Below are 26,101 nucleotides of genomic sequence, written 5' to 3' on the forward strand. Positions count from 1 at the left end.
GAATGGATATCCCGTTTCTCGATTTGAAAGCGGTCAATCATGAATACGCCGACGAGTTGAAAGCGGCTTGCGCCAGGGTCATCGATTCAGGCTGGTACATCGGTGGCGCCGAGTTGGCCCGGTTCGAAAAAGCCTTTGCCGAATACTGTGGTGTCCCCTTCGCTGTCGGCACCGGTAACGGCCTGGACGCGCTGATACTGGTGCTTCGCGCCTGGAAACAACAGGGCAAACTCAAGACCGGGGACGAGGTGCTCGTCCCTGCCAACACGTTCATTGCCACGGTATCTGCGGTGACCGAAACCGGGCTCGTACCCGTGCTGGTCGATATCGACCCCGCCACGCACAACCTCGATTGTGCAGCCGTCGAGGCCGCTATCACTCCTCGAACACGCGTGCTGCTGCCGGTTCATCTCTACGGCCAACTGGCGCCGATGCCACAGCTCATGGCCTTGGCGGAGCGCCACGGGTTGCTGGTGCTTGAAGACTGCGCCCAAGCGCATGGTGCTCAGTTGAACGGTCGCAAGGCCGGTAACTGGGGGCATGCCGCCGCCTTCAGCTTCTATCCAGGAAAAAATCTCGGCGCGCTTGGGGACGGTGGCGCCGTGGTCACGTCGGATGAAGAGCTGGCACGGATGGTCAGGGCATTGGGTAACTACGGCTCCAGCGTCAAATACCGGCACGACTATCCCGGCGTGAACAGCCGGCTGGACGAAATCCAGGCCGCGATGCTGTCGGTCAAGCTGGCTTATCTGGACGCCGATGCCGAGAGTCGTCGGCAAGTGGCCGAGCGCTACCTGCGAGGGGTCAACAACCCGCTGATCACGCTGCCTGGCGTTAGCGAGCGCAACGCTCATGTCTGGCATCTCTTCGTGGTCGAATGCGTTGAGCGCCACGCCCTGCAACAGCATTTGGCGCGGCGTGGCATTCAGACCGCCATTCACTACCCACTGCCAATTCCTGATCATGCACCCTACAAGACCTTGAAACTGAGCCTCCCCATGGAGAACGCGCGCTTGCATGAGCGAATTCTGTCGCTGCCGATTTATCCGACACTGACCGAAGGCGAGCAAGAACGGGTCGTGGCGGCGCTCAACGAATTCAGGCGGGAGAACGCGTCCGGACACGCTTGAAGAGTGTGCTCTTCACACCGGGGGCGTGTGATGTGCTGCCAAGACGCACCGAGTCGCGACCGCATGCGTTAAGATCCAGCACATCACTGTGACAACCACACGTTCGAGTCGAACATGGCGCCGCGCATCAAAACCCTACGCATCAAAACCCGTGAACGCATCGTGCAGAGCAGTCTGGAGCTGTTCAATCTGCAGGGCGAGCGTAGTGTCAGCACCAACCACATCGCCGCGCACATGGAAATTTCGCCGGGCAATCTGTACTACCACTTCCCCAATAAGCAGGCGATCATCGCCGAGCTCTTCAGCGAGTACGAAACGCTGGTGGACAGTTTTCTGCACCCGCCGAAAGGGCGTTTGCCGGATGTCGAAGACAAGCGCCATTACCTGATGGCAATCCTCGACGGGATGTGGCGCTACCGTTTCTTGCACCGCGACCTTGAGCACCTGCTCGACGCCGATCCAGAATTGGCGACGCGCTATCGCCGGTTTTCCCAGCATTGCCTGATCAAGGCCATGGCCATTTATGGCGGTTTCGTCGAGGCCGGGATCTTGAAAATGGACACTGTGCAGATCGAATCCTTGACCCTCAACGCCTGGATCATCCTGACGTCTTGGGTACGTTTTCTTTGCACGACGCGGGAAAACGCCGCGCACCTGAACGAAAACGCCATTCGGCGCGGTGTCTATCAAGTCTTGGTGCTGGAACTGGCCTACGTCACGCCGCTGGCACACGACGCCGTCCACGCGCTGTGCACCGAATTTTACGTGCCGCTGAACAAGGCACTGGAGGAGGCGACCCCATGAGCGTCTCCTTCAATCCAATGGTCTTATCGCTTTAGCCACTTTCACTGTCTGCAGGAGCCCGTCATGTCCATCGCGCAATTGATCAGCCCGCAACAACTGGCCGAACGCCAAAAACAGCCCGGCCTCGTGATTCTGGATTGCCGTTCCTCTCTTGAGGATCTGGACTACGGCCAGCGCAGCTACGCGGAGGGCCACATCGAAGGCTCGTCCTACGCCGACTTGCTCAATGACCTGAGCGGCCCGATCACCAAGGGCGTGACCGGTCGACACCCGTTGCCTGACCCCAACACGCTGATTGACCGTTTGCGTTTCTGGGGCGTCAACAATGACAGCGACATCGTGCTGTACGACGACGGCCCGGGCGCGTATGCCGCGCGCGCATGGTGGCTGCTGGCGTGGCTGGGCAAACGCGACGGCGTGTTCATTCTCGACGGTGGCCTCAAGGCCTGGCACGCGGCGGGCTTGCCGTTGAGCCTCGACCCGCCGCAGCACGTCGATGGGCGATTCGAAGGCAAGCCTGACGATGCGCTGGTGCTCAGCGCGGCCGATGTGCAGAGAAAGCTCGATAAACCTGAAGTGACCCTGATCGATGCCCGTGCCCCGGCGCGTTTTCGTGGTGAAGTCGAGCCGATTGACCCCATCGCGGGCCACATTCCTGGTGCGCAATGCGCAGCGTTCACTGACAACCTTGGGCCGGATGGCCGGTTTTTGCCTGCCGATCAGCTCAAGCAACGTTTCGCGGAAACCCTGAACGGCCGCCCGCCCGAAAAGCTCGTCGCGTACTGCGGTTCGGGCGTCACGGCCTGCCACAACCTGTTCGCACTTTGCCTGGCCGGGTATCCGTTGGGGCGTTTGTACGCCGGGTCGTGGAGCGAGTGGATCAATGATCCGCAGCGTGGCGTGGCGAAAGGGGAGTGATGCAAATGGCGCCGTTACGAGCCGCGGCGCCAGATGTCCCGTATCAGCGGACGAGTTTCTGGTCAGGCACCACGAAGCCTTTGTAGTTGGCCTCGATAAACTGCTTCACTTCTGGCCCGGTCAGGTACTTCGCCAATAGCGTCAGTCGAGGATCGTCCAGCATCTCGTTGCGGGCGTAGATGAGGTTGGCGTACGGGTTGTCGGCCGTGTGTTCTCGCACCAGCGCACGTGATGGATCGACGCCGTTCGACAGGGCAACGTCCCCGTTGATGAAGCTGGCATCGGCATCAGGCAAGGCTTTGGCCCGCAACACTGTGTCGGTCGGGATCAATTGCAGATGGCGCGGGTTGTCGATGATCGATTTTTCGCTCACCGAAATCGCCGCTGGCGAGCTGTCGAGCTTTTCCACATTGAGCTTGATCAGCCCCAAGTCCTGAAGAATGAACAGTGAGCGGGGCAGGTTGGTTTGCTCGTTGGGGACCAGGATTTTCGCGCCGTCCGGCAGGTCTTTGGGGCTGGTGTATTTCACCGAGTACAAGCCAAAGGCGTTCAACAGCACTGTCGCTTTGCCATCGAAATTGTTGAGCTTGGGGTGCGCCGCTTTCCAGGCGTTGACGTAGGGTTGGTGCCCCGTGAAGTTCACGTCGGTGTCGCCGCTGGCGAGCAACTCGTAAGAATCCAGCGCGCCACTGCCGCCGCTGGTGGTCAACTTGAGCTTCAGCCCGGTACCGTCAGCGTCCGCGAGCTTTTGCACGAAACGCACAATGTCGCCCTGAGGCGAAGCCGTCGCGTAAATCTTCAGCGGCGTGTCCGGGACGGTCGTGCCCTTGTTGGCGGTGGTCGTCACCTCACTGGCCGACGCGGTGGCGCCCATGAAGGCCGGAATGACCATCGCAACACTGGCAGCGATCGCGGTAAAGGCGGCGGCCAATACCACCGTGCGTCTGGATGTGGGGCGTGTGTTTTCCATGATTTCTCTTCGACAAGGTTGAGCGGGCAGCAGGCCTGGCGACCTGCCGATGAGTGTTTGCGGCTATCGCTTGTGGCTGCGGGCACGAATCCACACGTCGCCGGTGATCTGGATGAACTGGACGATGATGACCATCGAAAACACCGAGATGAACATCAGCTCGCCGTAGAAACGCTGGTAGCCAAACTCGATGGCGAAATCCCCGACGCCGCCTGCACCCACGGCGCCCGCCACTGCGGTGCCTTCCACGGTGCCCACCAGAATGATGGTCATGGCGTTGAGCAATCCTGAGAAAGACTCGGGCAGCAGCACCCGGAAAATCAGCTGAAAGCGGGTCACGCCCATGGAACGTGCGGCCTCGATTCGACCCTGATCAATCTCCCGCAGCACCGACTCCACGAGCCTTGAGAAGAACGGCGTGAAACCCAACACGAGCGGAATGATGGCCGCCACCGGCCCAAGCGTTGTGCCCACGGTGGCGCGGGTCACGGGGATCAGCAGCACGATCAGAATCAGGAACGGAATGGAGCGACCGACGTTGACGGCGGTGGTCAGCAGGTAATACAGCGCAGGTCTCGGTGAAATGGATTGTGGCGCGATCAGGTACAGCGTGGTGCCCACCGTGAGGCCAGCCAGGATGATGCAGGGTCCCGCGATGGCGATCATGTAGAGGGTCTGCGCCAGGGCGGCCCAGAAATCCGGAAGGTAGGTTTGCCAAGTCATGGGGTTCATGGGGCGCTCGAACGGGAATCAGAGGTTGACGGTGATCATCTGGTCGGTCAGCCATTGCCTGACCTGCCCCACATCGAGGTGGGTCTGCGGGTGGCGTGGGCGAAAGCGCACCTGAAACCGGGCAACCGGGGTTTTGCCGAGGTTGTCGACCCGCCCGGACAGGATCGAGAAGTCGAGACTCAGGGCGCCCGCGAGTGTGGACAGCAAGTCGGTCTGGCTTTCGGGATGCTCGAAAATCAGGTCAAGGGTGTCGGGTCCGTTCTGCCAGGCGGCATCTTTGTTCAGAGGCAGAAGGTGGTCCTTGAGGACCGAGTGCTCCCGCTGGATCACATCCTTGAGCGTGCCCGCTTCGGTGATACGCCCGTGTTCGATCAACACAGCGGCATCGCAGGCGTAGCGAATAACGTCCCACGCGTGAGTGATCAGGATCACAGTGAAACCGTAGAGCTGCTTGAGGTCCGCCAGCAAATCGAGAATGGTCTGAGTGGTTTGTGAGTCCAGCGCGCTGGTAGCCTCATCGCACAGTAAGACTTGAGGGTTGGTGATCAGGGCGCGGGCAATGCCGACGCGCTGTTTCTGCCCACCTGACAGCTGTGAGGGGTAATGCCCTTCGCGATCTTGGAGTCCGACTTTTTCGATCAACGCCCTCGCGCGCGCATACCGCTCAGCGGCTGGGACACCGCGAATGGCGAGCGGAAACGCGACGTTGTCGAGGACGGTCTTGCCGTGAAACAAATTGAAGTGCTGAAAAATAGTCGACACTTTCGACAGATATTCGCGCTGACCCCGAGCATCCAGCGATGCGAGGTCCTGGCCGTCGAACTCAACGGTGCCTGCCGATGGCGCTTCCAACAGATTGAGCAGGCGCAGCAGCGTGCTTTTGCCAGCGCCCGATGTGCCAACGATGCCGAGAAACGCGCCGCGCTCGATCTCCAGATCGACATCCTCAAGGGCGGTGGTGACGGTGTTGTCACGGTCGAAGGTTTTGCTGACGTGGGTCAGGCGGAAAATCGGATCGCTCACTGCAGCTGTCCTTGGTGATATTCGCTTGCGCGACAAATCAGACGTCGAAAACCGCCGACATCAGAAGTGCCGCCAATCATTCAAGAACTGCATAATCAGTGCTGTTTGTTATAGCTGAAAGGAATTTTTAATTCTTTGCTTATAACCTCGTTCAAATCTGCCCCATCGCCCAACGCAGCAAAAAGAACACCGCCAGCCCGCCGCCGATGGTCGCCAGCAGGTTGCGACTGAACGCAGCGATTGCAATGGCGGCGATCCCCGCCAGCAGGTACGCGTTGTGCCATGACACCTGCCAATGCTGGCCGTCCGGCAGGAGCATGCCCGGCACGACGATGGCAGTCAGCACCGCAGTCGGTACGTAGTGCAGCCCTTGGCGAACCACCGGCGGGAAACGCAGATTCGGCCAGGCGAACAGGCTGTAGCGCATCAGAAACGTGATTGCGGTCATGCCGAGAATCAGCCACCAATAGCTCATGAATGCACCTCATTGCTCGGGGTGTCCTGCGCGTTGGAAGACTGCCGACGTTCGAGAAGTACGCCCACGGCGATGCCACTGAACGCGGCCGCCATCAGCCCCAGTTTGTAGGGCCATGCCCACGTCATCAGCGCGACAGCACCGGCCGCCAGCGCAGCCGCGACCTGCGGTCGGTTGCGCAGAAGCGGGACGACGATGCCGATGAACGTCGCCAGCATCGCGAATTCCAGCCCCCAACTCGCCATGTCCGGCACGGCTTGGCCGAATAAAACGCCGACCAGTGAACTGCTGACCCAGCAAGCGTAGAGCGCGACGGTGACCCCCAGCCAGTACCAATGCGCCAGCGGGGTACGGCCATGAACGAGGTAAAAGCGCTGGACGACCGCGAAGGTTTCATCGGTCAGCCAGAACGCCAGCAGCAACCGCCAGCGCTGCGGCAATCCCTGAACTTGAGGCTGCATCGTGGCGCTGTACAGCACGTGGCGAAGGTTGACGATGAACGTGGTCAGCAAGATCACGACCGCGCTGGCGCCCGCGCCCATCAAGCTGACAACGATGAACTGCGCCGATCCGGCATAGACAAACATCGACATGCCGACCGCCTGCCACAGCGACAAGCCGCCAACGCCTGCGAGGGTTCCAAAGATGATGCCGAACGGTGCAATGCCGACCAGCATGGGCACGCTGTCGCGAAGACCGCGAACGAACAGTTGATTACGGGACATGGTTCTTCTCCTTATGTCCCGCAGGGTAGGCGTTCGGGGTGGGAGTGTCTTGAACGATCTTGCACGATGCCGCAATGCTGTTTGGCCGTGGATCGGTTTGCGAATGGTTTATTCGGGCTACCACACATCCTGTGGGAGACGCCGGAGGAACGACGGCAGCGACGAGGGTTTTTCAGTCAACGCATAGGTCTCAGTCTTACGCCCCATGCACCTCCACCAACCACTCCGGAATCCGCTGTTCCAGGTAATAGGTCGGTGTTCTGATCGTCCCGCCAACGAACCCGACATGGCCACCCTGAGCCTGAAAGTCGAATCGGGTACTGTCAGACAACTCGCCAGGCTCGGGCAGGCTGTGGCGAAACACGAACGGGTCGTCCAATGCCTGCACCAGCAGCGTCGGCGTGCGAATCGCGCCGAGGTAATAGCGGCTCGACGCTTTCCGGTAATAGTCGTGGGCATCGAGGAAACCGTTGAGCGGCGCGGTGACCTTCCCGTCGAAATCCCAGAACGTGCGCAGGTTGTCCAGCGAACCCAGTGCCGCGAGGACCGCGAGCCCGTCGCTCAACCCTTCGTGTTGAAAGCGGCGTTGTTTGTCCCGGATGTAACCGACCATCTCGCGCATGAAGTGGCGCTGATACACCTTGGAAAAGCCTAGCCCGATACGGTCCGCGCACTCGTCCAGCCGAAATGGCACCGACACCGCCGCAGCCCCTTGTAACTGGCTTTGGAGGCCGGATTCGCCGAGGTACTTGAGCAAGATATTACCGCCCAGCGAATAACCGACGGCATAGAGCGGCGCCAAGGGGCGGGCGGCTCGCAAGTGATCGATCACGGCGGCGAGGTCTTCCGTGGCGCCGGAGTGGTAGCTGCGAGGCAACAGATTGGGCTCTCCTGAACAGCCACGCCAGTTCACCGCAACGCTGGACCAGCCGCGCTTTTCCATCGCCCGCTGCAAACCTGCAACGTAAGGCGAATTGGAAGACCCGGTCAGGCCATGCAGCACAATGACGACCGGCACTTGGGCGTCATGAGGCCCATGCCAGTCGAGGTCGAGGAAGTCGCCGTCTTCCAGCCAGATGCGCTCGCGACGACGGTCGAGGTGAACGGTCTTGCGCCACAGCGGCCCCCACAAGGTTTGCAGGTGGGGATTGCCGAGGCCGGTTGCCGGAACGAAGGCCCGGCTGTCAGCTGGCGACGGCACTTCGTTCCCACAGCGCGTAATACACCTGCCCGGCCTTTTTCTCGCGGTGCAGTCGCCAGTTGCCCGGCATGGCCAAGGTGGAGGGCGCAGTTTCGCTTTCGGTGTAGATCCACGCGTTGTCCGCCAGCCACTGACGTTCTTCGAGCAACGTGCAGGCCGGTGCCAGCAGGTTTTGGTGGAACGGCGGGTCGAGGAAGATCACGTCGAACTGCTCTGCGGGCTGGGTCTCCAGATAACGCAGGGCGTCGCCGGTCGATGTCCGACCCACGGTGCAGCGCAGGGTGCCGAGATGCTCGCGCAGGTTGGAAATGGCGGCGGAATTGGTGTCCAGTGCCAGGCCCAGGCTGGCGCCGCGAGACAGTGCTTCCAGATACAGCGCGCCGCTGCCCGCGAACGGGTCGAGCACGCGGGCGCCTTCGATGTACGGCGCCAACCAGTTGAACAGGGTCTCGCGCACCCGGTCCGGCGTCGGGCGCAGGCCGGGGGCATCAGGAAAACTCAGACGCCGACTGCGCCATTCGCCGCCGATGATCCGCAGTTGGCCGAGGCCCGTATGGACTTTGTGCCCTTTGTGAATGCGCGGCGGCTTGGAAGTCGAGGTCATTAGTGCTCCGGAACGCCGAGGGGTTGCTCGGCAGGTCGATCAGTAGGGGGCGGCAGAGGTTTCTGCGGGACAGTAGGGCCAGCGGTCACGATGACCAGCTTGTCCACGTCCAGATGCTTGTTCATCACCGTTTTGATCTGCTCGACGGTGACGCTCTGAGACTGCGTCATGAAGTCTTCGATGTAGCTCAGGGGCAGATTATAGAAGCCGATTGCCCCCAATTGGCCAACGATTGCCGAGTTGCTCGCCGTGGACAGCGGGAAGCTGCCTGCGAGTTCGCGCTTGGCGTCGTCGAGCTCTTTCTGGGTGGGGCCGTTCTCGAGGAAGTCACGGGTGACGTCCTTGACCAGCTTCAAGGTGTTTTCGCTGAGTTCTGCACGGGTTTGCAGGCCGATGATGAACGGGCCTTGGGCCTGCATCGGCGTGAAGCCCGACGAAATACCGTACGTCAGGCCACGCTTTTCCCGTACTTCGGTCATCAAGCGGCTGCCAAAGCCGCCGCCGCCGAGGATCGAGTTGCCCAGCGAGAGCGCTGCATAATCCGGATCGGCCCGGTCAATGCCCAGCTCGGCCAGCATCAGGTGGGTCTGCTTGGAAGGAAACTCAATGTGAGTCTCGCCAGATTTCGGCTCGGTCGGCGCAACGGTCTTCGCCAATGCCGGGCCTTTCGGCAGCGACGCCGACACCTGAGCGGCAACCGCTTCGGCATCTGCGCGAGAAAGATCGCCCACCAATGCAATCACCGCGTTCCCCGCCGCGTAGGCCTTGGCGTGAAAGGCTTTCAGCTGCGCGAGCGTGATTGGCGTGATGCTTTTGGCAGTGCCCATGCTTGGATGCCCGTAGGGGTGATTCCCATACAAGCGCGTGAACAGCTCATCGCCCGCCAGTTTGCCGGGGTTTTGCTTTTGATATTCAAAGCTGGCGAGAAGCTGGTTTTTGATCCGGGCCAGCGAGTCACTAGGGAGCGTGGGCTTGCCCACCACTTCCGAGAACAGCTTGAGCGCCGGTTCGCGTTTCTCGGGCGCACTCAGGCTGCGCAGCGAAACCAGCGCCATGTCGCGGTAGGAGCCGTTGCCGAAGTCGGCGCCCAGCCCTTCGAAACCTTCGGCGATGGCGCTGACATTCTTGCCTTTCACGCCTTCATTGAGCATGGCGTTGGTGACCAGCGCGATCCCCGGGGTGGCGCCATCCTGACTGCTGCCAGCCGCGAACAGCAAGCGCATGTCGAACATCGGCAGTTCGTGAGCTTCGACGAACAGCACGCGGGCGCCTTCGGCGGTGTTCCACGACTGAATGTTCAATGAGCGACGGGCCGGGGCCTTGCCGTCGAGTTCTTTCAAGGATTCGAGGGTGTTCGCGGCTTTATCGATGGCTTTGGGCGCATCGGCGGGTGTGTCGGCCATGGCCGGTGCGGCGCTAAACAGCGCGAGGGTCGCCGCCAGCAGCATCGAAGGGGCCCGCGTTCGCCCCAGGCGTGTTTCGTTGCGCGGGGTCATTTGGCTTTCTCCTCAGGCAGAACGTGCGCGACGGCGAGGCGTTCGCGGGTGAAATAGGTGCGAGCGGCTTTCTGGATATCTTCCGGAGTGACGCTTTGCAGCGCCGCCAGTTCGCCGTCGATCAGGCGCCAGGACAGCCCCACGGTTTCCAGCTCGCCGATGGTGCTGGCCTGACTGGTGATCGAATCACGCTCATACACCAGACCGGCGATGACCTGCGCCCGAACCCGCTCAAGCTCTTCTTTGGTCGGCGGCTTGTTTTTCAGCTCGTCCAGCAGGCGCCAGATACCCGCTTCGGTGTCGGCGAGGGTTTTCTTCTTCTGCATGTTGGGCGTGGCGCTGATGGTGAACAGGCTGTCACCACGGGTGTAGGCGTCGTAATCGGAAGATGCACCGGTCACGAGTTCTTCACCTCGCTCCAGACGCGTCGGAATGCGCGCGCTGTAGCCGCCGTCCAGCAGTGCCGAGATCAGGCGCAGTGCGTTGACTGACTGCGGATCGTTCGCGGTGGACAGGCTTGGGACGTTGAAGCCGTACATCAGGCTCGGCATTTGAGTTGCAACATGCACGGTGATCTGGCGCAGGCCCGGTTCAGGCAATTCCAGCGGCTTTTTCGATGGCGGCACGTCACGCCGTGGAATTGGCCCGAAGAAGCGTTCGGCCAGCGCCTTCACTTCGTCGGGTTTCACGTCGCCCACGACGACCAGCGTGGCGTTATTCGGCACGTACCAGGATTCGTACCAGTGGCGCAGTTCTTCGACCTTCATGCGGTCGAGGTCCGCCATCCAGCCGATGGTCGGCGTGTGGTAGCCGCTGGCCGGGTAGGCCATGGCCTTGAAGCGTTCGTAAGCCTTTGCGTTCGGCTTGTCATCGGTGCGCAGGCGACGCTCCTCTTTGATAACTTCTATCTCGCGCGCGAATTCTTCAGGCGGCAGGCGCAGGCTGGCCATGCGATCGGCTTCCAGCTCTAAGGCCACGCTCAGGCGATCGCGAGCCAGCACCTGGTAGTACGCGGTGTAATCATCGCTGGTGAAGGCGTTTTCTTCGGCGCCAAGGTCGCGCAGGATCAGCGAAGCCTCACCCGGACCCGCCTTGGAGCTGCCCTTGAACATCATGTGTTCCAGCGCGTGGGACAGGCCGGTCTGGCCGGGCGTCTCGTAACTGGAGCCCACCTTGTACCAGACCTGCGACACCACGACCGGCGCGCGATGATCTTCGCGCACGACGACTTTCAGGCCGTTATCCAGCGTGAATTCGGAAGTGGGTTGAGGGTCGGCGGCGAGAGCAGCAAGGGGCAAACACAATGTGCCGAGCAGAAGGCCTGCGGCACGGCGGGCAATAGCATTCATTCGTCATTTGAACCTTCGAGACGGCCTGCTTGAACTTAGCGTCGGCGGGCGCGGGGGTGTTAGGATAGCGGCCAGTTTGCTTGCCGACCACGACTAAGATGTAGGAGTTTTCGGATAAGCCATGGCCTTAAGGCTGATTGGGGCGACAGTGGCTGAACGCTATGAAGCGGATTCACTGATGCCACGTGCCGGGGCAACTGATGAACAAGCGGACATAAAAGCAGTCTGTTTCGCATACAGAATTTTTCAGAGGCGCCGCTCTGGCGCGTCGCTACCTTGAGATAGCCGTCCTCCATGTTTGGTTCCAACGACGACAAGAAGACCCCAGCCCCGGCTGGCGAGAAAAAAGGCCTGTTCGGATGGCTGCGCAAAAAGCCGCAGGAAGCCGTTGCAGAGCAGCCACAGGATTCACCCGCCGCAGCGCCCGAGTCTGTCGTCGAGCCGACGCCGCCTGCTGCCGAGCCGCAAACCCCTCCGGCGATTCCGCCTGCTGTGCCACATGTCGCCACGGCTTTCGAAGCGCCAGCGCCAATCATTGAGCAACCAGCCGGCGAGCCTTGGCTGAAGCTACCGGTCGCCGAAGAGCCGGTGGCTCTGACGGATGAACAGGAGCCGCACGTCACCCCCGAGATTCCGGTGTACACCGCGTCGCACGTGCAATCCGAGATCGCCATTCCGCATCCGCCGGCTCAGCCTGCGGTGGTCGATACCCCGTCTTTTGAAGTGCCACCGTCCATCGAGCCAATCCCGGTTGCCCTGCCCGACCCGGTCGCTGGCGCTGACTTGCCTGCGCTGACCCAGCCTTCGCCTGTTCCCGCGCCGACAGTGGCTGTGCCGGTTGCACCCGTGATCGAGATCCCGCCAGCGCTAGTCGTCCCTGAAGCTCCGGCTCCCGTCGTGGAAGCCAGGCAACCCGGTTTCTTCGCCCGCCTGAAACAGGGTCTGTCCAAGACCAGCGCCAGCCTTGGTGAAGGCATGGCCAGCCTGTTCCTGGGCAAGAAAGCCATCGACGATGACATGCTCGATGAGCTGGAAACGCGCTTGTTGACCGCCGACGTGGGTGTTGAAGCCACGTCGTTGATCGTGCGCAACCTGACCCAGAAAGTGGCGCGCAAACAGTTGACCGACAGCGACGCGCTGTACAAGTCGCTGCAAAGCGAACTGACTGAAATGCTCAAACCGGTGGAAGCGCCGCTCGTCATTACCGCAGAACACAAGCCATTTGTGATTCTGGTCGTTGGCGTCAACGGCGCTGGCAAGACCACCACTATCGGCAAGCTGGCCAAGAAGCTTCAGCTTGAAGGCAAGAAAGTCATGCTGGCGGCAGGCGACACCTTCCGCGCTGCGGCGGTCGAGCAGCTTCAGGTCTGGGGTGAGCGCAACAAGATCCCGGTCATCGCCCAGCACACTGGCGCCGACTCGGCCTCGGTCATCTTTGACGCCGTGCAGGCCGCCAAGGCCCGTGGTGTCGATGTGTTGATCGCCGACACCGCCGGTCGTCTGCACACCAAAGATAACCTGATGGAAGAGCTGAAAAAGGTGCGCCGCGTGATCGGCAAGCTGGACGAAGCCGCGCCTCACGAAGTGTTGCTGGTGCTGGATGCCGGTACAGGTCAGAACGCCATCAACCAGGCCAAGCAATTCAATCAGACGGTGAGCCTGACGGGCCTTGCCCTCACCAAGCTCGACGGCACGGCCAAAGGCGGGGTGATCTTCGCGCTGGCCAAGCAGTTCGGACTGCCGATTCGTTACATCGGCGTCGGTGAAGGCATCGACGATTTGCGGACATTCGAGGCCGAACCCTTCGTTCAGGCCCTCTTCGCCGAGCGGGAGCGCACATGATTCGTTTCGAACAGGTCGGTAAACGCTATCCGAACGGACACGTCGGCTTGCATGAGCTGAGCTTTCGAGTGCGTCGCGGTGAGTTTCTGTTTGTGACCGGCCACTCCGGTGCCGGTAAAAGTACGCTGTTGCGGCTGCTGCTGGCGATGGAGCGTCCCACCACCGGCAAACTGCTGCTGGCGGGGCAAGACCTCGGGCAGATCAGCAATGCGCAGATTCCGTTCCTGCGGCGGCAGATCGGCGTCGTGTTCCAGAACCACCAGTTGCTGTTCGACCGCACGGTCTTCAATAACGTCGCCCTGCCGCTCCAGATTCTGGGGCTGTCCAAGGCAGAAGTGACCAAACGCGTCGATTCGGCGCTGGAGCGTGTGGCCCTGTCTGACAAGGCCGAGCTGTACCCTGGCGACTTATCCACCGGTCAGCAGCAGCGCGTCGGTATTGCACGCGCCATCGTTCACCGCCCGGCCTTGCTGCTGGCGGACGAACCCACCGGTAACCTCGATCCACGGCTGGCAGCGGAAATCATGGGCGTATTCGAAGACATCAACCGCCTGGGCACCAGCGTGCTGATCGCCAGTCACGACCTGGCCCTGATTGCGCGCATGCGCCACCGCATGCTGACCCTGCAACGCGGCCGCCTGATCGGTGACGGGGAGGCTGGCGTATGAGTGCCACTCGCAGCCCCAAGGTTTCCGAACGCGTGGCGCCAAAGGCCGCCGAGCCGGGCCCGCAGAAGAAAAAGAAACACGACGATGATGATGGCCCAAGCTTTGGCCAACTGTTCAACGCATGGATCGAAGCCCATCGCTCCAGCATGGCCGACAGCTTGCGGCGTCTGGGCAAGCAGCCAATTGGCAGCTTCTTTACCTGTCTGGTGATGGCCGTTGCATTGAGCCTGCCGATGGGCTTGTCGTTGCTGCTGAGCAACGTCGAGCGGCTGGGCGGTTCGTGGCAGCGCGCGGCGCAGATCTCTCTTTATTTGCAACTGAATGCTTCGCCGAGTGAAGGCGAGGGGTTGGTCGCTCAGATCAAAGAGATGCCCGGCGTCGCCGAAGCAGAGTACATCTCCCGCGATCAGGCGCTGAACGAGTTCCAGCAGCAATCAGGCCTGGGCGAAGCGCTCAAGGAATTGCCTGAAAACCCGCTGCCCGGCGTCGTGCTGGTGACCCCGCAGGAAGTTGACAAGCCGGCGCTGGAGGCATTACGTACGCGTCTCGCTGAATTGCCGAAAGTGCAGCAGGCGCAGCTGGATCTGGTCTGGGTCGAACGTCTGGCGGCGATTCTGAAATTGGGTGACCGCTTCGTGTTCGGCCTGACAGTGCTGTTGGTGGTGGCATTGTTATTGGTGATAGGCAATACCATCCGTCTTCATATCGAGAACCGCCGCACCGAGATCGAAGTCATTAAACTAGTGGGCGGTACCGATGCCTACGTGCGCAGGCCCTTCCTTTATATGGGCGCGTTGTACGGCTTCGGCGCCGGGATTCTGTCTTGGGGTGTGCTGGCGTTCGGCCTGGACTGGTTGAACGAGGCGGTGGTGCGATTGGCTGGCCTTTATGGAAGCAATTTCGCACTGGCGGGTGTGCCGGTTGCCGATGGTCTGTCCCTATTGCTTGGGGCGGTGTTGTTGGGGTATATCGGTGCGTGGATTGCCGTTGCACGCCATTTGAGAGAGCTGGCACCTCGTTGAGTTTTAATGTTCGGGTAATCTTTTAAGCGTAAATTTTGTTTCATCTATTGACTTTTCAGCTAAGGGAACTTGTTTAGCGGCTCCCGGTCAATTTCGCAGTGCTGAACTGCACGAGTCATGTGTCGGAGGTTTTTTCGTATGACCAATTCTTTGCAACCTGCTTATGCCTTGGTTCCGGGTGCAAACCTGGAAGCCTATGTGCACACGGTCAACAGCATTCCATTGCTGACGCCCGAGCAGGAGCGTGAACTGGCCGAGAGTCTCTATTACGAGCAGGATTTAGGGGCGGCTCGGCAGATGGTGCTCGCCCACCTGCGTTTTGTCGTGCATATCGCACGTAGTTATTCCGGTTATGGACTGGCTCAGGCTGACCTGATCCAGGAAGGTAACGTCGGTCTGATGAAGGCCGTGAAGCGTTTCAACCCAGAAATGGGCGTGCGTCTGGTGTCGTTCGCCGTGCACTGGATCAAAGCTGAGATTCACGAGTTCATTCTGCGCAACTGGCGCATCGTGAAAGTCGCGACCACCAAGGCCCAGCGCAAGCTGTTCTTCAACCTGCGCAGCCAGAAGAAACGTCTGGCGTGGCTGAACAACGAAGAAGTGCACCGTGTGGCTGAAAGCCTCGGTGTGGAGCCGCGTGAAGTGCGCGAGATGGAAAGCCGTTTGACCGGTCACGACATGGCGTTCGACCCGGCTGCTGAAGCCGACGACGACAGCGCGTTCCAGTCTCCGGCCAACTACCTGGAAGACCATCGTTACGATCCAGCGCGTCAGCTGGAAGATTCCGACTGGACTGATAGCTCGACCGCCAACCTGCACGAAGCCTTGAACGTGCTGGACGACCGTAGCCGCGACATCCTCTACCAGCGCTGGCTGGCCGAGGAAAAGGCGACGCTGCACGACCTGGCCGAAAAGTACAACGTCTCAGCCGAGCGTATCCGCCAGCTCGAAAAGAGCGCGATGAACAAGCTCAAACTGTCGATTGCTGCGTAAGCGGTCAACCGAAATGCAAAACGCCCCGAGATGATCGGGGCGTTTTTGTTTGTGAGCCTGATGATGACCTGTAGGAGTGAGCTTGCTCGCGATAGCGGCCTTTCAGTCACTGCCTGGGTGTCTGGTATGACGCCATCGCGAGCAAGCTCACTCCTACAGGTTTTGCGTGTGGCTCTAAAAGGTTTGGTTTACCACTCTCGCCGATTGTTTATCCCCACCAGATACTCATCCCCACCCAACTGGCGCATCTGTTGACGAATCCACCCGGCGCGGCGCGACACATAGCTGGTGGGGTGGCTGGCGCTCCATTCCCGAGGACTGGGCAGCACGGCGGCGAGGTAGCTGGCCTGCTGGGTCGAGAGCTGGCTGGCGTTGACGTGGAAGTGATGTTGCGCCGCAGCCTGGGCGCCGAACACGCCGTCGTCCCATTCCACACTGTTGACGTAAACCTCAAGAATCCGTTGCTTGGACCAGAGCACTTCGATCAGGCCGGTGAACCAGGCTTCCAGACCCTTGCGCAGATAACTGCGGCCGGACCACAAAAAGAGGTTTTTCGAGACCTGCTGGCTCAGCGTGCTGGCGCCGCGAATCGAGCCGCCACGTTCGTTATGAACCAGTGCGGCCTGGATGGCGTCGATATCGAAACCCCAGTGCTCGGCGAATTTCTGGTCTTCACCTGCGATGACGGCAACTTTCAGGTCGTCGGAGATTCTCTCCCACGGTTGCCAGTCCCGTTGCAGGTCGATGGGTTGGCCGTCGAGCCAGGACTCGACCTTGCGCTCGACCATCAACGCGGTGAACGGCGGAGGCACGAAGCGAAAGATCAAAACCAGCACGACACTGGCCGCTGCGAACCAGAGCAGGCCTTTGGCGACACGACGGAGAAGAAAACGCAGCATAGGGATGGCTTGGCCGAACCGGTTGAGCGGGCCATTATACAGACCACGCGCCATTGAACGACTTTGCCTGGAGTTTCACATGTTACGAACCTTTCTGATGTTGGCGGCTTTCTTCGGATTCACCGGCGTCGCCCTTGGCGCATTCGCGGCCCATGGCCTGAAAAACCGCCTGACGCCTGAGTACCTGGCGATTTTTCACACCGGCGTGCTGTATCAATTGATCCACACCCTTGCGATCTTTGGTGTGGCGATTCTGGCGACGCAGATTCAGGGGCGACTGGTCAGCTACGCGGGCATCGCCTTTGTGCTGGGTATTTTGCTGTTCTCCGGCAGTCTTTACCTGCTGACCCTCACCGGCGTCAGCAAACTGGGCATCATCACGCCGATCGGCGGGCTGTGCTTTCTAATCGGCTGGTTCATTCTGGGCTGGCTCGCCTGGCGTCTGGGGCTCGATACGCTCTAAAGAGAACCTGACCCGGCAGTCCGATGTGAGACGAATGGCACTGCTTTGCCTTGGTCCCATCGGCTGATCGGGCTAGAATGCTCGCCCCTAAAAATGATGGCTGCCTTTCGCATGCGCATTCAGTTGAACGGTGAATCCTACGAACTGCCCGATGGCGAGACCGTCGCGGCGTTGCTGAACCGTCTGGAGCTGACGGGGCGTCGAATCGCGGTGGAGCTGAATCTGGATATCGTCCCGCGCAGCCAACACGCTTCCACGGCGCTGAACGAAGGCGATCAGGTCGAAGTGGTCCACGCCATCGGCGGCGGCTGATTCGCAGCGCCGCAGCCGGCCCGATCCAGAAGAACTGCAAGAACCTCAACCGTAAAGAGGATTTCCGATGAGCAATGTTCGTAGCGACAAGCCGTTTACAGTGGCCGGTCGTACTTTCCAGTCGCGCCTGTTGGTCGGCACGGGCAAGTACAAGGATATGGAAGAAACCCGTCTGGCCATCGAGGCCTCGGGCGCCGAAATCGTCACCTTCGCTGTGCGCCGCACCAACCTCGGCCAGACCGAAGGCGAACCGAACCTCCTCCAAGTGCTGTCACCGGATCGCTACACCTTCTTGCCAAACACGGCTGGCTGCTACGACGCCATCGAAGCCGTGCGCACCTGCCGCCTCGCTCGCGAACTGCTCGATGGCCACAACCTCGTGAAACTGGAAGTCTTGGCTGACCAGAAGACTCTGTTCCCGAACGTGATCGAAACCCTCAAAGCCGCCGAAACGCTGGTCAAGGAAGGCTTTGACGTGATGGTGTACACCAGCGACGACCCGATCATCGCGCGTCAATTGGCCGAAATCGGCTGCTGCGCGATCATGCCGCTGGCCGGTCTGATCGGCAGCGGTCTTGGGATCTGCAACCCCTACAACCTGCAGATCATTCTCGAAGAATCGAAAGTCCCGGTGCTGGTCGATGCCGGTGTCGGCACAGCCTCCGACGCCACCATCGCCATGGAACTGGGCTGCGAAGCGGTGCTGATGAACTCGGCCATCGCCCACGCGCAACAACCGATCCTCATGGCCGAAGCCATGAAACACGCCATCCTGGCAGGCCGCATGGCTTACCTGGCTGGCCGTATGCAGAAGAAACTCTATGCCAGCGCGTCCTCGCCGCTGGATGGTCTGATCAAGTAAGAGCCTGTTGATGATTGATTCGCAAACGCCTGACCCACTTCCGGACGACGAAGTGATGAACGACGAAGACGGTAAAGCCCAGGGCGATGACAGCCACCATCGACGCATCAAGAGCTTCGTGATGCGCGCAGGTCGCATGACTGAAGGCCAGCAACGCGGTCTGGACCAGGGCAAGCCGCTGTTCGTGCTGCCGCTGGCGGACGCGCCGGTTGATTTCGACAAGGTGTTCGGTCGCTCGGCGCCGCGCACCCTGGAAATCGGTTTCGGCATGGGCCACTCGTTGCTGGAAATGGCCGCAGCCGCGCCGGAGCAGGATTTCATCGGCGTCGAAGTGCACCGCCCAGGTGTTGGCGCGCTGCTCAATGGCGTGCTGACGCAAGGCCTGACCAACCTGCGGGTCTACGATTGCGACGCGATCGAAGTGCTCAACCGCTGCGTGGCCGACAATAGCCTTGATCGTCTCATGCTGTTCTTCCCGGACCCGTGGCACAAGGCGCGTCATCACAAACGCCGCATCGTACAAGCCGAATTCGCTGAACTGGTGCGCACCAAGCTCAAGCCGGGCGGCGTTCTGCACATGGCCACCGACTGGGAACCGTATGCCGAGTACATGCTGGAAGTGATGAACGTCGCGCCGGGTTATCGCAATCTGGCCGAAGACGGCAAATGCGTCCCGCGCCCTGCGGAGCGCCCGATCACCAAGTTCGAACGCCGTGGTGAGCGTTTGGGGCACGGGGTGTGGGATTTGAAGTTCGAGAAGCTGGCCTGATTCAACCGCGTCCCACCCAATAGGGTCGGACGCGGATTCAGAGGTTGGCATGAACCTGTGGGAGCGAATGAATTCGCTCCCACAGTTCGTTTAGCGCCGGGGTTCAGGATCACTTCCTGTCGGCAACAACCCCGATCAGCACCAGCACCACCAACAGCACGGGCGCCAGACTGTAGTTGTTGAACTGGCTCAGCCCGCGCACGACCCAAGGTGTGGCGTAAATCAGCGCGGCGCCGCTACCGATGGTGCACAGGAGCGCCATGACCGGTACGCGCAATGCACCGGCAAAGCTGCTCAGGCGACCTTCAATCCAGCCTTTGATGTCTGCGCCGAACAGGATCAGCAGGCAGCCTACCAACGCCAGTGCGATTTCCGACAGGTTGCTGCGGCTCCAGCGTGAGACAGTGGCCAGCAGGTCGAGTACGAGGTCCATTCAGTTTCCTTTGCGTTAAGCCTTAAAGAAGAAAGTACTGCAGCAGGTCGTTGAGGAACAGTTGACCTCGGGCAGTGGCCGCCAGACGCGTTGGATCGGTTTCCAGCAAGCCCCGTTGTTCGGCCTGCTGACGCGCACTGGCGAGCGAATCGACGCTTAGACCCGTGCGACGCTGAAATAATGCAGCGTCCACACCATTTGTCAGGCGCAGTGCGTTCATCAGGAATTCGAAGGGCATTTCGTCCAGTGGCAGCAGCTTTTCCCCCGCCTGAAAAGGCTTCGCCGGATTCAGGTAATCCTTGGGCAAACGGGTCTTCCACGTGCGCAGGATGCGACCATCGGGGTGACTGAGTTTGCCGTGAGCGCCCGCGCCAATGCCGATGAAATCGCCAAAGCTCCAGTAATTCAGGTTATGCCGCGCAGGACGGCCTGGTTGCGCATAGGCCGACACTTCGTACTGCGCGTAGCCGTTTTCCCTGAGCAGCGTCTGCCCCGCCTCCTGAATGTCCCAGAGGATATCGTCCTCCGGCAGCGTTGGCGGCTGATTCCAGAACACGGTGTTCGGTTCGAGCGTCAGCTGATACCACGACAGATGCGTCGGGGCGAGGGCGATGGCCTGGCGCAAATCGCCCAACGCGTCGTCCTGCGACTGATCCGGCAAGCCATGCATCAAGTCCAGATTGAAGTTATCAAAACCGGCCTGACGCGCCATGTCCGCCGCCCGCACAGCTTCATCGCCGTTGTGGATGCGGCCTAGCGCCTTGAGTTTGGCTTCCTGAAAGCTCTGGATGCCGATGGACAGGCGATTGATCCCCAGGCCGCGATAGGCGCTGAACTTGACCTGCTCGAACGTACCGGGGTTGGCTTCCAGCGTGATTTCAATGTCTGGGGCGAAACGGATGCGTTGCTCGACGCCTTTCAGTAATCGTCCCAATGCGTCGGCGCTGAACAGGCTGGGCGTACCGCCGCCGAAGAAGATCGAACTCAGCTCGCGTCCGTAGACGTGGGGCAGGTCCTGATCCAGGTCAGCCAACAGCGCGTCGACGTATTCCTGCTCGGGCAGAACAGGGCTGGCGGTATGGGAATTGAAGTCGCAGTACGGGCATTTGCGCACGCACCACGGGATATGGATGTACAGCGACAGCGGAGGCAGCTCGGGCAATGGGCTTCGAGGCTGTTCGGAGCTGAAACCGGCCGCACCAACGATCAGCGGCCGGGTGGTTGAATCCTGGGTCATTTCCCCGCCACATCCAGGAGCAGGCGCTGACGCAGAATGGCCATGGCGCGGGCGCGGTGGCTGATCTGGTTCTTGTCGGCGGGCGTCAGCTCGGCGCTGGACAGGCCGCGCTCAGGCACCCAGAACAGCGGGTCATAGCCAAACCCATGCTCGCCACTGGCGGCGGTCAAAATGCGGCCATGCCACAGCCCTTCACAGAGGATAGGCAGCGGATCGTCGGCGTGACGGACCAGCGCCAACACGCACACGAACTGCGCGCCACGCTGCTCTTCCTGCACGTCTTTCAAAGCGTCGAGCAGCTTGGCGTTATTCGCCGCGTCGCCTTTGCCATCGGCGTAACGCGCTGAATAAATGCCCGGCGCTCCGCCGAGGAAGTCCACCGCCAGCCCTGAATCGTCGGCCAGCGCGGGCAGGCCGGAAATGCGTGCGGCATTGCGGGCCTTGAGGATCGCGTTCTCGACGAACGACAAGCCGGTTTCTTCAGGCTCGACGCTGCTGAACTCGCCAATCGAGCGCAGCTGCACGCTGCCGCCGAGCATGGCCTGGAGTTCTTTGAGTTTGCCGGCGTTGTGGCTGGCGAGTACGAGTTGGGAAAACGTCATCATTCGTCCGAGAAAATCTGTTGGTTGAAGCTGAGCGTGTGCGTGTCGTCGTCCCCGGTCTTCACGTTGATGGTAAAGACATAGGTCGCCGAGCTGTCGGGCTCAACCGCAAATTGCGCGAGATAATTCACCGCGCTGTTTTCGTTGAAGGGCTTGAAAGTCAGCGGCTTTTCGCGGCCCGTGAGGTCCTGGATCGTGCCGCTGACAGTGGCCGGAACGGTCTTGCCGTTCTTGACCGCCGTAATGTTGATCACGCCTTGGCCTTTGCTGCGAATCAGCCCGGCTTCCTGCGCGATGGCCGGTTGCAACAGGCCGGAGGCGAAGGCGTTGTAGTGAATGATCAGGTCGCCGAACTGTTCCTGTCGGTTCGGGCTGGCGCTGTTGGCGGCCATCAGCGGCGTCGCCAGCGTCATTAGCATGCCCAGCAGTGCAATCAGACGAGCCATGATCGTTCTCCTGTGAGTAGGAATCACACGGCGATCTGGTGGTCCTGCAAGCCGGGGCTGCTGACCCGATAGATGCCGATCTCACCCAACAGATTAGGCCAAAGCTTGCTCGCCCAACCGTGACGATGCTGTTGATCGACAGCCAGCCGATCAATGACCTTCGCCGAGCGGCCCCGGCACAGGTCTTCGAAGTCTTCGAAGGTGCAGAAGTGAATGTTCGGCGTGTTGTACCACGTGTACGGCAGGAATTCGGAAACCGGCATCCGGCCCTTGCTCGCCAGGTACCAGCGGCAGCGCCAGTGACCGAAGTTCGGGAAGGTGATGATGCACTGGCGACCGACGCGCAGCATTTCGTCGAGGATGCGGTCGGGGTAGTGCACGGCTTGCAGCGCCTGCGTCATGACCACAATGTCGAAACTGTTGCTGGCAAAGTTGCCCAGCCCTTTGTCCAGGTCCTGCTCGATGACGTTCACGCCACGGGCCACGCAGCGCGCGATGTTTTCGGCGTCGTTTTCCAGGCCGTAGCCGGTCACTTGCTTGTTGTCCTTCAGCCAGGCCAGCAATTCGCCGTCGCCACAGCCGAGGTCGAGCACGCGGCTGCCTGCCGGTATCCAGTCTTGGATGATTTCCAGGTCGGCTCTCATGGTGTCCTCAGAGTGCAATTCGGTTCATGTAGCTGGAGAAGGCCTGCAGGTAGCGCGGGATCGGCATCAGGAAGGCGTCGTGGCCCTGCGGTGCGTCGATTTCCAGGTAGCAGACGTCTTTCTTCGCTGCCATCAGCGCATCCACCAGTTCGCGGGAGCGGGCCGGGGAAAAGCGCCAGTCGGTGGTGAAGGACATCACGCAGAATTTCGCCGTGGCGCCAGCGAAGGTCGCCGCCAGGTTGTCGTCGAAGTTGGCCGCTGGATCGAAGTAGTCCAGCGCCTTGGTCATCAGCAGGTAGGTGTTGGCGTCGAAACGGCCAGAGAACTCTTCGCCCTGATAACGCAGGTAACTTTCGACCTGAAACTCGACGCTGTGGAAGTCGTAGTTGAGGTTTTCGTTCTTCAGGCCACGGCCGAATTTCTCGCCCATGGAGTCGTCGGACAGGTACGTGATGTGGCCGACCATGCGTGCCAGCATCAGGCCGCGCTTGGGGATCACGCCCATTTCCTGGAACGAGCCGCCGTGGAATTCCGGGTCAGTGAGGATCGCTTGTCGCGCCACTTCGTTGAAGGCGATGTTTTGCGCTGACAACTTGGGCGCCGAGGCAATGGCCAGGCAATGGCGCACGCGATCCGGGTACGTGATGGTCCACTGCAACGCCTGCATGCCGCCCAGACTGCCGCCGACGATGGCCGCCCATTGCATGATGCCGAGGGTGTCCGCCAGACGCGCCTGACTGTGCACCCAGTCCTCGACCGTCAGCACCGGGAAGTTGGCGCCGAAAGGCTTTCCGGTTTCCGGGTTGATGCTGCTCGGGCCAGTGGAGCCATTGCAGCCGCCGAGGTTATTCAGGCTGACGACGAAGAATTTGTCCGTGTCGATAGGCTTGCCGGGGCCGATACAGCTGTCCCACCAGCCGGGCTTGCGCTCATCTTCGCTGTGATAACCCGCAGCGTGATGATGGCCGGATAGGGCGTGACAGATCAGCACCGCGTTGCTCTTGGCAGCGTTGAGTTGACCGTAGGTTTCGTAGATGAGGTCGTAATCGGCCAGCGAACGCCCGCAGGCCAGAGCCAGTGGCTCGCTGAAATGCGCCATCTGCGGCGTGACTAGACCGACAGAATCTTCGGGAAAGACCGTGGACATCGACCCTGCTCTCACTGAAATGAGGCGTAAGTCTAAAGATCGCGGGGGGTAGCGGCAAGCAAACAACGGGGCGGCTGGTAGATGAGTACCTGTAGGAGTGAGCTTACTCGCGATTGCGGTGTATCAGACGCCATCTACGGTTCTGACATACCGCCATCGCGAGCAAGCTCACTCCTACAGGAGGGTGGCGGGTTTAGATCAACCGCCACAATTCCTGCGGCATGCCGGCGTAGGCTGCCAGCTCAGGCATGACATACGACTGAAGCACCTGGATCGCCAGGAAGGCGAAGATCGGTGAGATGTCGAGGCCGCCCAGGTTCGGGATGATGCGGCGGAACGGCGCCAGGATCGGTTCGCTGATCTGGTAGGCGAGTTCGGCAGCCGGGTTATGGGTGCCCGGCGCGATCCAGGACACGATCACCATGATGATCATCGCCACCCAGAAGATTTTCAGCAGCAGCGAGGTGATGCCGATGATCGACCACATCAGCAGATGCGGCACGTCGCCGATGGTGCCGTAGGTCATCATCAGCACGAACGCCATCAGCAGTGCCTGAATCACGATGGCCAGCAGCAGGGACGAGGTGTCCAGCCCCAGCACGCTTGGCACGATGCGGCGGATGGGCTTGAGCAACGGCTGGGTCGCGCGCACGGCGAACTGGCAGAGCGGGTTGTAGAAGTTGGCTTTGACCAGTTGCAGCACGAAGCGCAGCAGAACGATGGTCAGGTACAGGCTGATCAGCGTCTGGATGACGAAAATCGTGGCGCCAGTGAGTGCATTCATGAATTGCTCCTTTATTTGCCCAGCAGTTCGGCAAGCTCGGCCGAGCGATGCGCGGCGGCGCCCAGCGCTTTCTCGACAATCGCTTCAAAGCCATCGGCCTGGAACGATTTGATCGCGGCTTCCGTGGTGCCCGCAGGCGAAGTGACGCGACGACGCAACTCAGCCGCATCGACATCGCTGGTGGTGGCCATGCGGGCGGCGCCGAGCGCTGTTTCCTGGCTCAGCTGTTTGGCAACGTCCGGAGACAAGCCCAGCTTCACGCCTGCGGCGGTCATCGCTTCGATCAGCAGGAAGAAATACGCCGGGCCGCTGCCCGATACGGCGGTCACAGCGTCGATTTGGGCTTCGGTGTCCACCCACAGCGCGATGCCGACGGCGGACAGCAGGGTTTCGGCCTGCTGACGCTGGGTCTGGGTCACGTCATCGGTGGCGTACAGCCCGCTCACACCCTGACGCAGCAGCGCCGGGGTGTTGGGCATGCAGCGCACCAGCGGCTGATCGCCCAGCCAGGCTTTCATGCTGGCGCAGGTGATACCGGCGGCAATCGAGACGATCAATTGGTTCGGCTTCAGGGCCGGTTTGATCGCTTCGCAGACGGCTTTCATCATCTGCGGCTTCACCGCCAGCAGCACCACATCGGCGCCTTCGATGGCTTCGGCGTTGTCGGCGACGACAGTGATGCCGTGCTCTTTCGCCACGCGCTCACGGGTTTCCTGGCCGGGGTCGCTGGCGCGGATCAAATCGGCTGCGACGCCTTGGGCGCGCATGCCGCCAATCAGGCTGGCGGCCATGTTTCCGGCGCCGATAAACGCGATACGGGTTTTGCTCATGAACGGCTTCCTGTGAGGCAAAAGTTAAGGCTGCCCATAATTGCGGGCGCCAAAGAGGGCAGTGCCGATCCGCACCCAGGTCGCGCCTTGTGCAATGGCGGCTTCCAGGTCGTGGCTCATGCCCATGGAAAGAGTGTCCAGCGGCAGTTTCAGTTGGTCTTGCAGGTTGCGCACGGTCGCGAACGCGGCGTTCTGTTCGTCGCTGTTTTCGGTCGGTTCGGGAATTGCCATCAAGCCGCGCAATCTCAGATTGGGCAGGGCGCTGATGGCGTGTGCCAGCGCAGGCAGATCTTCAGGGGTGCAGCCGGATTTGCTCGCCTCGCCACTGACGTTGACCTGAATGCAGAGGTTGAGCGGAGGCAGTTCGGTGGGGCGTTGTTCGGACAGGCGTTGTGCGATTTTCAAGCGATCCACGGAATGTACCCAGTCAAAATGCTCGGCGATGGCGCGAGTCTTGTTTGACTGGATGGGGCCGATGAAATGCCAGATCAAGGGCAGGTCGCTCAATTCGGTCTGTTTGCCGAGGGCTTCTTGCAGGTAGTTCTCGCCAAAGTCGCGCAGCCCGGCGTCATACGCTTCGCGCAGATCGCTGGCGGGCTTGGTCTTGCTCACGGCCAGCAGCCGGACGGACGACGGGTCGCGTTGGGCCACCTGAGCGGCGTGACGAATTCGCTCTGCGAGCGTTGAAATGTTCTCTGCTATCGTGGACATTGATTTGCGC

At 60.8% G+C, this 26,101-nt stretch carries 30 protein-coding genes; 11 read left to right on the forward strand and 19 right to left on the reverse strand.

Going from position 1 to position 26,101, the window contains the following annotated elements; genetic code table 11:
- Window positions 1-2 precede the first annotated feature (2 nt).
- From AAEO81_RS02065 to AAEO81_RS02075, 3 genes are all read left to right on the forward strand, one after another.
- Window positions 3-1,130, forward strand: a complete 1,128-nt coding sequence (locus AAEO81_RS02065) for a DegT/DnrJ/EryC1/StrS family aminotransferase (protein WP_341961328.1) — start codon at window positions 3-5, stop codon at window positions 1,128-1,130.
- A 114-nt stretch (window positions 1,131-1,244) separates the two neighbouring features.
- Window positions 1,245-1,934: a TetR/AcrR family transcriptional regulator gene (locus tag AAEO81_RS02070; protein ID WP_166595779.1), complete on the forward strand. Its 690-nt coding sequence runs from the start codon at window positions 1,245-1,247 to the stop codon at window positions 1,932-1,934.
- 63 nt (window positions 1,935-1,997) lie between these two features.
- Window positions 1,998-2,852: a sulfurtransferase gene (locus AAEO81_RS02075; RefSeq protein ID WP_341961329.1), complete on the forward strand. Its 855-nt coding sequence runs from the start codon at window positions 1,998-2,000 to the stop codon at window positions 2,850-2,852.
- Window positions 2,853-2,895: 43 nt separating this feature from the next.
- On the opposite strand, the gene AAEO81_RS02080 is transcribed toward AAEO81_RS02075, so the two are convergent.
- The 9 genes from AAEO81_RS02080 to AAEO81_RS02120 all read right to left on the reverse strand — a co-directional run bounded on the left by AAEO81_RS02080 (window position 2,896) and on the right by AAEO81_RS02120 (window position 11,427).
- Window positions 2,896-3,822 carry a MetQ/NlpA family ABC transporter substrate-binding protein gene (locus AAEO81_RS02080; protein ID WP_341961331.1) on the reverse strand — a complete coding sequence of 309 codons (927 nt, stop codon included), beginning with the start codon at window positions 3,820-3,822 and terminating at the stop codon, window positions 2,896-2,898.
- A 63-nt stretch (window positions 3,823-3,885) separates the two neighbouring features.
- On the reverse strand, window positions 3,886-4,554 hold the full coding sequence (locus AAEO81_RS02085) for a methionine ABC transporter permease (RefSeq protein ID WP_341961333.1): 669 nt from the start codon (window positions 4,552-4,554) through the stop codon (window positions 3,886-3,888).
- Window positions 4,555-4,572: 18 nt separating this feature from the next.
- Complete coding sequence (locus tag AAEO81_RS02090; protein WP_341961335.1) at window positions 4,573-5,577, reverse strand: methionine ABC transporter ATP-binding protein; 1,005 nt, start codon at window positions 5,575-5,577, stop codon at window positions 4,573-4,575.
- A gap of 151 nt (window positions 5,578-5,728) precedes the next feature.
- On the reverse strand, window positions 5,729-6,052 hold the full coding sequence (locus AAEO81_RS02095) for an AzlD domain-containing protein (protein WP_166595774.1): 324 nt from the start codon (window positions 6,050-6,052) through the stop codon (window positions 5,729-5,731).
- The gene (locus AAEO81_RS02100; RefSeq protein WP_341961336.1) at window positions 6,049-6,777 is read right to left on the reverse strand and encodes an AzlC family ABC transporter permease; all 729 of its coding nucleotides are present in this window, start codon (window positions 6,775-6,777) and stop codon (window positions 6,049-6,051) included. The genes AAEO81_RS02095 and AAEO81_RS02100 overlap by 4 nt, the downstream gene beginning before the upstream one ends.
- 196 nt (window positions 6,778-6,973) lie before the next feature.
- Complete coding sequence (locus AAEO81_RS02105) at window positions 6,974-7,978, reverse strand: hydrolase (protein WP_341961337.1); 1,005 nt, start codon at window positions 7,976-7,978, stop codon at window positions 6,974-6,976.
- On the reverse strand, window positions 7,962-8,582 hold the full coding sequence (rsmD, locus tag AAEO81_RS02110; protein WP_341961338.1) for a 16S rRNA (guanine(966)-N(2))-methyltransferase RsmD: 621 nt from the start codon (window positions 8,580-8,582) through the stop codon (window positions 7,962-7,964). The genes AAEO81_RS02105 and rsmD overlap by 17 nt, the downstream gene beginning before the upstream one ends.
- Window positions 8,582-10,030 (reverse strand): pitrilysin family protein, encoded by a 1,449-nt coding sequence (locus tag AAEO81_RS02115; RefSeq protein ID WP_341964444.1) that lies wholly within the window; start codon window positions 10,028-10,030, stop codon window positions 8,582-8,584. Before AAEO81_RS02115 ends, rsmD begins: the two co-directional genes overlap by 1 nt.
- Before the next feature lie 44 nt (window positions 10,031-10,074).
- Window positions 10,075-11,427: a pitrilysin family protein gene (locus AAEO81_RS02120; protein ID WP_341961339.1), complete on the reverse strand. Its 1,353-nt coding sequence runs from the start codon at window positions 11,425-11,427 to the stop codon at window positions 10,075-10,077.
- A gap of 294 nt (window positions 11,428-11,721) precedes the next feature.
- Between AAEO81_RS02120 and ftsY the strand changes: the two genes are divergently transcribed.
- The 4 genes from ftsY (at window position 11,722) to rpoH (ending at window position 15,952) form a co-directional block, all read left to right on the forward strand.
- Window positions 11,722-13,269, forward strand: coding sequence for a signal recognition particle-docking protein FtsY (ftsY, locus tag AAEO81_RS02125; protein ID WP_341961341.1), 1,548 nt, complete (start codon window positions 11,722-11,724; stop codon window positions 13,267-13,269).
- Window positions 13,266-13,937 (forward strand): cell division ATP-binding protein FtsE, encoded by a 672-nt coding sequence (gene ftsE, locus AAEO81_RS02130; RefSeq protein WP_166595768.1) that lies wholly within the window; start codon window positions 13,266-13,268, stop codon window positions 13,935-13,937. The genes ftsY and ftsE overlap by 4 nt, the downstream gene beginning before the upstream one ends.
- Window positions 13,934-14,959 (forward strand): permease-like cell division protein FtsX, encoded by a 1,026-nt coding sequence (gene ftsX, locus AAEO81_RS02135; protein WP_341961343.1) that lies wholly within the window; start codon window positions 13,934-13,936, stop codon window positions 14,957-14,959. The genes ftsE and ftsX overlap by 4 nt, the downstream gene beginning before the upstream one ends.
- 138 nt (window positions 14,960-15,097) lie before the next feature.
- Window positions 15,098-15,952: an RNA polymerase sigma factor RpoH gene (rpoH, locus tag AAEO81_RS02140; RefSeq protein WP_065991120.1), complete on the forward strand. Its 855-nt coding sequence runs from the start codon at window positions 15,098-15,100 to the stop codon at window positions 15,950-15,952.
- A 188-nt stretch (window positions 15,953-16,140) separates the two neighbouring features.
- Here the strand turns inward: rpoH and mtgA are convergent, their stop codons facing one another.
- Window positions 16,141-16,851: a monofunctional biosynthetic peptidoglycan transglycosylase gene (gene mtgA, locus AAEO81_RS02145; RefSeq protein ID WP_341961345.1), complete on the reverse strand. Its 711-nt coding sequence runs from the start codon at window positions 16,849-16,851 to the stop codon at window positions 16,141-16,143.
- A gap of 79 nt (window positions 16,852-16,930) precedes the next feature.
- On the opposite strand from mtgA, the gene AAEO81_RS02150 reads away from it, so the two are divergent.
- From AAEO81_RS02150 to trmB, 4 genes are all read left to right on the forward strand, one after another.
- Window positions 16,931-17,314 (forward strand): DUF423 domain-containing protein, encoded by a 384-nt coding sequence (locus AAEO81_RS02150; RefSeq protein ID WP_296186334.1) that lies wholly within the window; start codon window positions 16,931-16,933, stop codon window positions 17,312-17,314.
- 111 nt (window positions 17,315-17,425) lie between these two features.
- On the forward strand, window positions 17,426-17,626 hold the full coding sequence (gene thiS / locus AAEO81_RS02155) for a sulfur carrier protein ThiS (protein WP_341961347.1): 201 nt from the start codon (window positions 17,426-17,428) through the stop codon (window positions 17,624-17,626).
- Window positions 17,627-17,693: 67 nt separating this feature from the next.
- A complete protein-coding gene (locus AAEO81_RS02160; protein WP_166595763.1) occupies window positions 17,694-18,488 on the forward strand; it encodes a thiazole synthase in 795 nt (264 codons plus the stop codon).
- A 55-nt stretch (window positions 18,489-18,543) separates the two neighbouring features.
- On the forward strand, window positions 18,544-19,257 hold the full coding sequence (trmB, locus tag AAEO81_RS02165; RefSeq protein WP_341964445.1) for a tRNA (guanosine(46)-N7)-methyltransferase TrmB: 714 nt from the start codon (window positions 18,544-18,546) through the stop codon (window positions 19,255-19,257).
- Between the two features lie 109 nt (window positions 19,258-19,366).
- Here trmB and AAEO81_RS02170 read toward each other — a convergent pair whose 3' ends face one another.
- From AAEO81_RS02170 to AAEO81_RS02210, 9 genes are all read right to left on the reverse strand, one after another.
- Window positions 19,367-19,690, reverse strand: a complete 324-nt coding sequence (locus tag AAEO81_RS02170; protein ID WP_062385487.1) for a DUF3392 domain-containing protein — start codon at window positions 19,688-19,690, stop codon at window positions 19,367-19,369.
- A gap of 22 nt (window positions 19,691-19,712) precedes the next feature.
- On the reverse strand, window positions 19,713-20,927 hold the full coding sequence (hemW, locus tag AAEO81_RS02175) for a radical SAM family heme chaperone HemW (RefSeq protein ID WP_341961350.1): 1,215 nt from the start codon (window positions 20,925-20,927) through the stop codon (window positions 19,713-19,715).
- The gene (gene rdgB / locus AAEO81_RS02180) at window positions 20,924-21,532 is read right to left on the reverse strand and encodes an RdgB/HAM1 family non-canonical purine NTP pyrophosphatase (protein WP_341961352.1); all 609 of its coding nucleotides are present in this window, start codon (window positions 21,530-21,532) and stop codon (window positions 20,924-20,926) included. The genes hemW and rdgB overlap by 4 nt, the downstream gene beginning before the upstream one ends.
- On the reverse strand, window positions 21,529-21,975 hold the full coding sequence (locus tag AAEO81_RS02185) for a DUF4426 domain-containing protein (RefSeq protein ID WP_341961353.1): 447 nt from the start codon (window positions 21,973-21,975) through the stop codon (window positions 21,529-21,531). Before AAEO81_RS02185 ends, rdgB begins: the two co-directional genes overlap by 4 nt.
- Before the next feature lie 23 nt (window positions 21,976-21,998).
- Window positions 21,999-22,619 (reverse strand): methionine biosynthesis protein MetW, encoded by a 621-nt coding sequence (metW, locus tag AAEO81_RS02190; protein WP_341961354.1) that lies wholly within the window; start codon window positions 22,617-22,619, stop codon window positions 21,999-22,001.
- A gap of 7 nt (window positions 22,620-22,626) precedes the next feature.
- On the reverse strand, window positions 22,627-23,766 hold the full coding sequence (locus AAEO81_RS02195) for a homoserine O-acetyltransferase (RefSeq protein WP_341961356.1): 1,140 nt from the start codon (window positions 23,764-23,766) through the stop codon (window positions 22,627-22,629).
- 193 nt (window positions 23,767-23,959) lie between these two features.
- On the reverse strand, window positions 23,960-24,550 hold the full coding sequence (locus AAEO81_RS02200) for a YggT family protein (protein WP_341961357.1): 591 nt from the start codon (window positions 24,548-24,550) through the stop codon (window positions 23,960-23,962).
- A gap of 11 nt (window positions 24,551-24,561) precedes the next feature.
- Window positions 24,562-25,380, reverse strand: coding sequence for a pyrroline-5-carboxylate reductase (proC, locus tag AAEO81_RS02205; protein ID WP_341961358.1), 819 nt, complete (start codon window positions 25,378-25,380; stop codon window positions 24,562-24,564).
- 24 nt (window positions 25,381-25,404) lie between these two features.
- A complete protein-coding gene (locus AAEO81_RS02210; protein WP_341961360.1) occupies window positions 25,405-26,091 on the reverse strand; it encodes a YggS family pyridoxal phosphate-dependent enzyme in 687 nt (228 codons plus the stop codon).
- Window positions 26,092-26,101: the final 10 nt, after the last annotated feature.

This window comes from Pseudomonas sp. RC10, from assembly GCF_038397775.1.
GTDB lineage: Bacteria > Pseudomonadota > Gammaproteobacteria > Pseudomonadales > Pseudomonadaceae > Aquipseudomonas > Aquipseudomonas bambusae.

What these genes read in the sequence shown, in the direction of transcription:
- AAEO81_RS02065 (WP_341961328.1), top strand. Translation starts at nt 3, where the DNA reads ATGGATATCCCGTTTCTCGATTTGAAAGCGGTCAATCATGAATACGCC.
- AAEO81_RS02070 (WP_166595779.1), top strand. Translation starts at nt 1,245, where the DNA reads ATGGCGCCGCGCATCAAAACCCTACGCATCAAAACCCGTGAACGCATC.
- AAEO81_RS02075 (WP_341961329.1), top strand. Translation starts at nt 1,998, where the DNA reads ATGTCCATCGCGCAATTGATCAGCCCGCAACAACTGGCCGAACGCCAA.
- AAEO81_RS02080 (WP_341961331.1), bottom strand. Translation starts at nt 3,822, where the DNA reads ATGGAAAACACACGCCCCACATCCAGACGCACGGTGGTATTGGCCGCC.
- AAEO81_RS02085 (WP_341961333.1), bottom strand. Translation starts at nt 4,554, where the DNA reads ATGAACCCCATGACTTGGCAAACCTACCTTCCGGATTTCTGGGCCGCC.
- AAEO81_RS02095 (WP_166595774.1), bottom strand. Translation starts at nt 6,052, where the DNA reads ATGAGCTATTGGTGGCTGATTCTCGGCATGACCGCAATCACGTTTCTG.
- AAEO81_RS02100 (WP_341961336.1), bottom strand. Translation starts at nt 6,777, where the DNA reads ATGTCCCGTAATCAACTGTTCGTTCGCGGTCTTCGCGACAGCGTGCCC.
- rsmD (WP_341961338.1), bottom strand. Translation starts at nt 8,582, where the DNA reads ATGACCTCGACTTCCAAGCCGCCGCGCATTCACAAAGGGCACAAAGTC.
- AAEO81_RS02115 (WP_341964444.1), bottom strand. Translation starts at nt 10,030, where the DNA reads ATGCTGCTGGCGGCGACCCTCGCGCTGTTTAGCGCCGCACCGGCCATG.
- AAEO81_RS02120 (WP_341961339.1), bottom strand. Translation starts at nt 11,427, where the DNA reads ATGAATGCTATTGCCCGCCGTGCCGCAGGCCTTCTGCTCGGCACATTG.
- ftsY (WP_341961341.1), top strand. Translation starts at nt 11,722, where the DNA reads ATGTTTGGTTCCAACGACGACAAGAAGACCCCAGCCCCGGCTGGCGAG.
- ftsE (WP_166595768.1), top strand. Translation starts at nt 13,266, where the DNA reads ATGATTCGTTTCGAACAGGTCGGTAAACGCTATCCGAACGGACACGTC.
- ftsX (WP_341961343.1), top strand. Translation starts at nt 13,934, where the DNA reads ATGAGTGCCACTCGCAGCCCCAAGGTTTCCGAACGCGTGGCGCCAAAG.
- rpoH (WP_065991120.1), top strand. Translation starts at nt 15,098, where the DNA reads ATGACCAATTCTTTGCAACCTGCTTATGCCTTGGTTCCGGGTGCAAAC.
- mtgA (WP_341961345.1), bottom strand. Translation starts at nt 16,851, where the DNA reads ATGCTGCGTTTTCTTCTCCGTCGTGTCGCCAAAGGCCTGCTCTGGTTC.
- AAEO81_RS02150 (WP_296186334.1), top strand. Translation starts at nt 16,931, where the DNA reads ATGTTACGAACCTTTCTGATGTTGGCGGCTTTCTTCGGATTCACCGGC.
- thiS (WP_341961347.1), top strand. Translation starts at nt 17,426, where the DNA reads ATGCGCATTCAGTTGAACGGTGAATCCTACGAACTGCCCGATGGCGAG.
- AAEO81_RS02160 (WP_166595763.1), top strand. Translation starts at nt 17,694, where the DNA reads ATGAGCAATGTTCGTAGCGACAAGCCGTTTACAGTGGCCGGTCGTACT.
- trmB (WP_341964445.1), top strand. Translation starts at nt 18,544, where the DNA reads ATGAACGACGAAGACGGTAAAGCCCAGGGCGATGACAGCCACCATCGA.
- AAEO81_RS02170 (WP_062385487.1), bottom strand. Translation starts at nt 19,690, where the DNA reads ATGGACCTCGTACTCGACCTGCTGGCCACTGTCTCACGCTGGAGCCGC.
- hemW (WP_341961350.1), bottom strand. Translation starts at nt 20,927, where the DNA reads ATGACCCAGGATTCAACCACCCGGCCGCTGATCGTTGGTGCGGCCGGT.
- rdgB (WP_341961352.1), bottom strand. Translation starts at nt 21,532, where the DNA reads ATGATGACGTTTTCCCAACTCGTACTCGCCAGCCACAACGCCGGCAAA.
- AAEO81_RS02185 (WP_341961353.1), bottom strand. Translation starts at nt 21,975, where the DNA reads ATGGCTCGTCTGATTGCACTGCTGGGCATGCTAATGACGCTGGCGACG.
- metW (WP_341961354.1), bottom strand. Translation starts at nt 22,619, where the DNA reads ATGAGAGCCGACCTGGAAATCATCCAAGACTGGATACCGGCAGGCAGC.
- AAEO81_RS02195 (WP_341961356.1), bottom strand. Translation starts at nt 23,766, where the DNA reads ATGTCCACGGTCTTTCCCGAAGATTCTGTCGGTCTAGTCACGCCGCAG.
- AAEO81_RS02200 (WP_341961357.1), bottom strand. Translation starts at nt 24,550, where the DNA reads ATGAATGCACTCACTGGCGCCACGATTTTCGTCATCCAGACGCTGATC.
- proC (WP_341961358.1), bottom strand. Translation starts at nt 25,380, where the DNA reads ATGAGCAAAACCCGTATCGCGTTTATCGGCGCCGGAAACATGGCCGCC.
- AAEO81_RS02210 (WP_341961360.1), bottom strand. Translation starts at nt 26,091, where the DNA reads ATGTCCACGATAGCAGAGAACATTTCAACGCTCGCAGAGCGAATTCGT.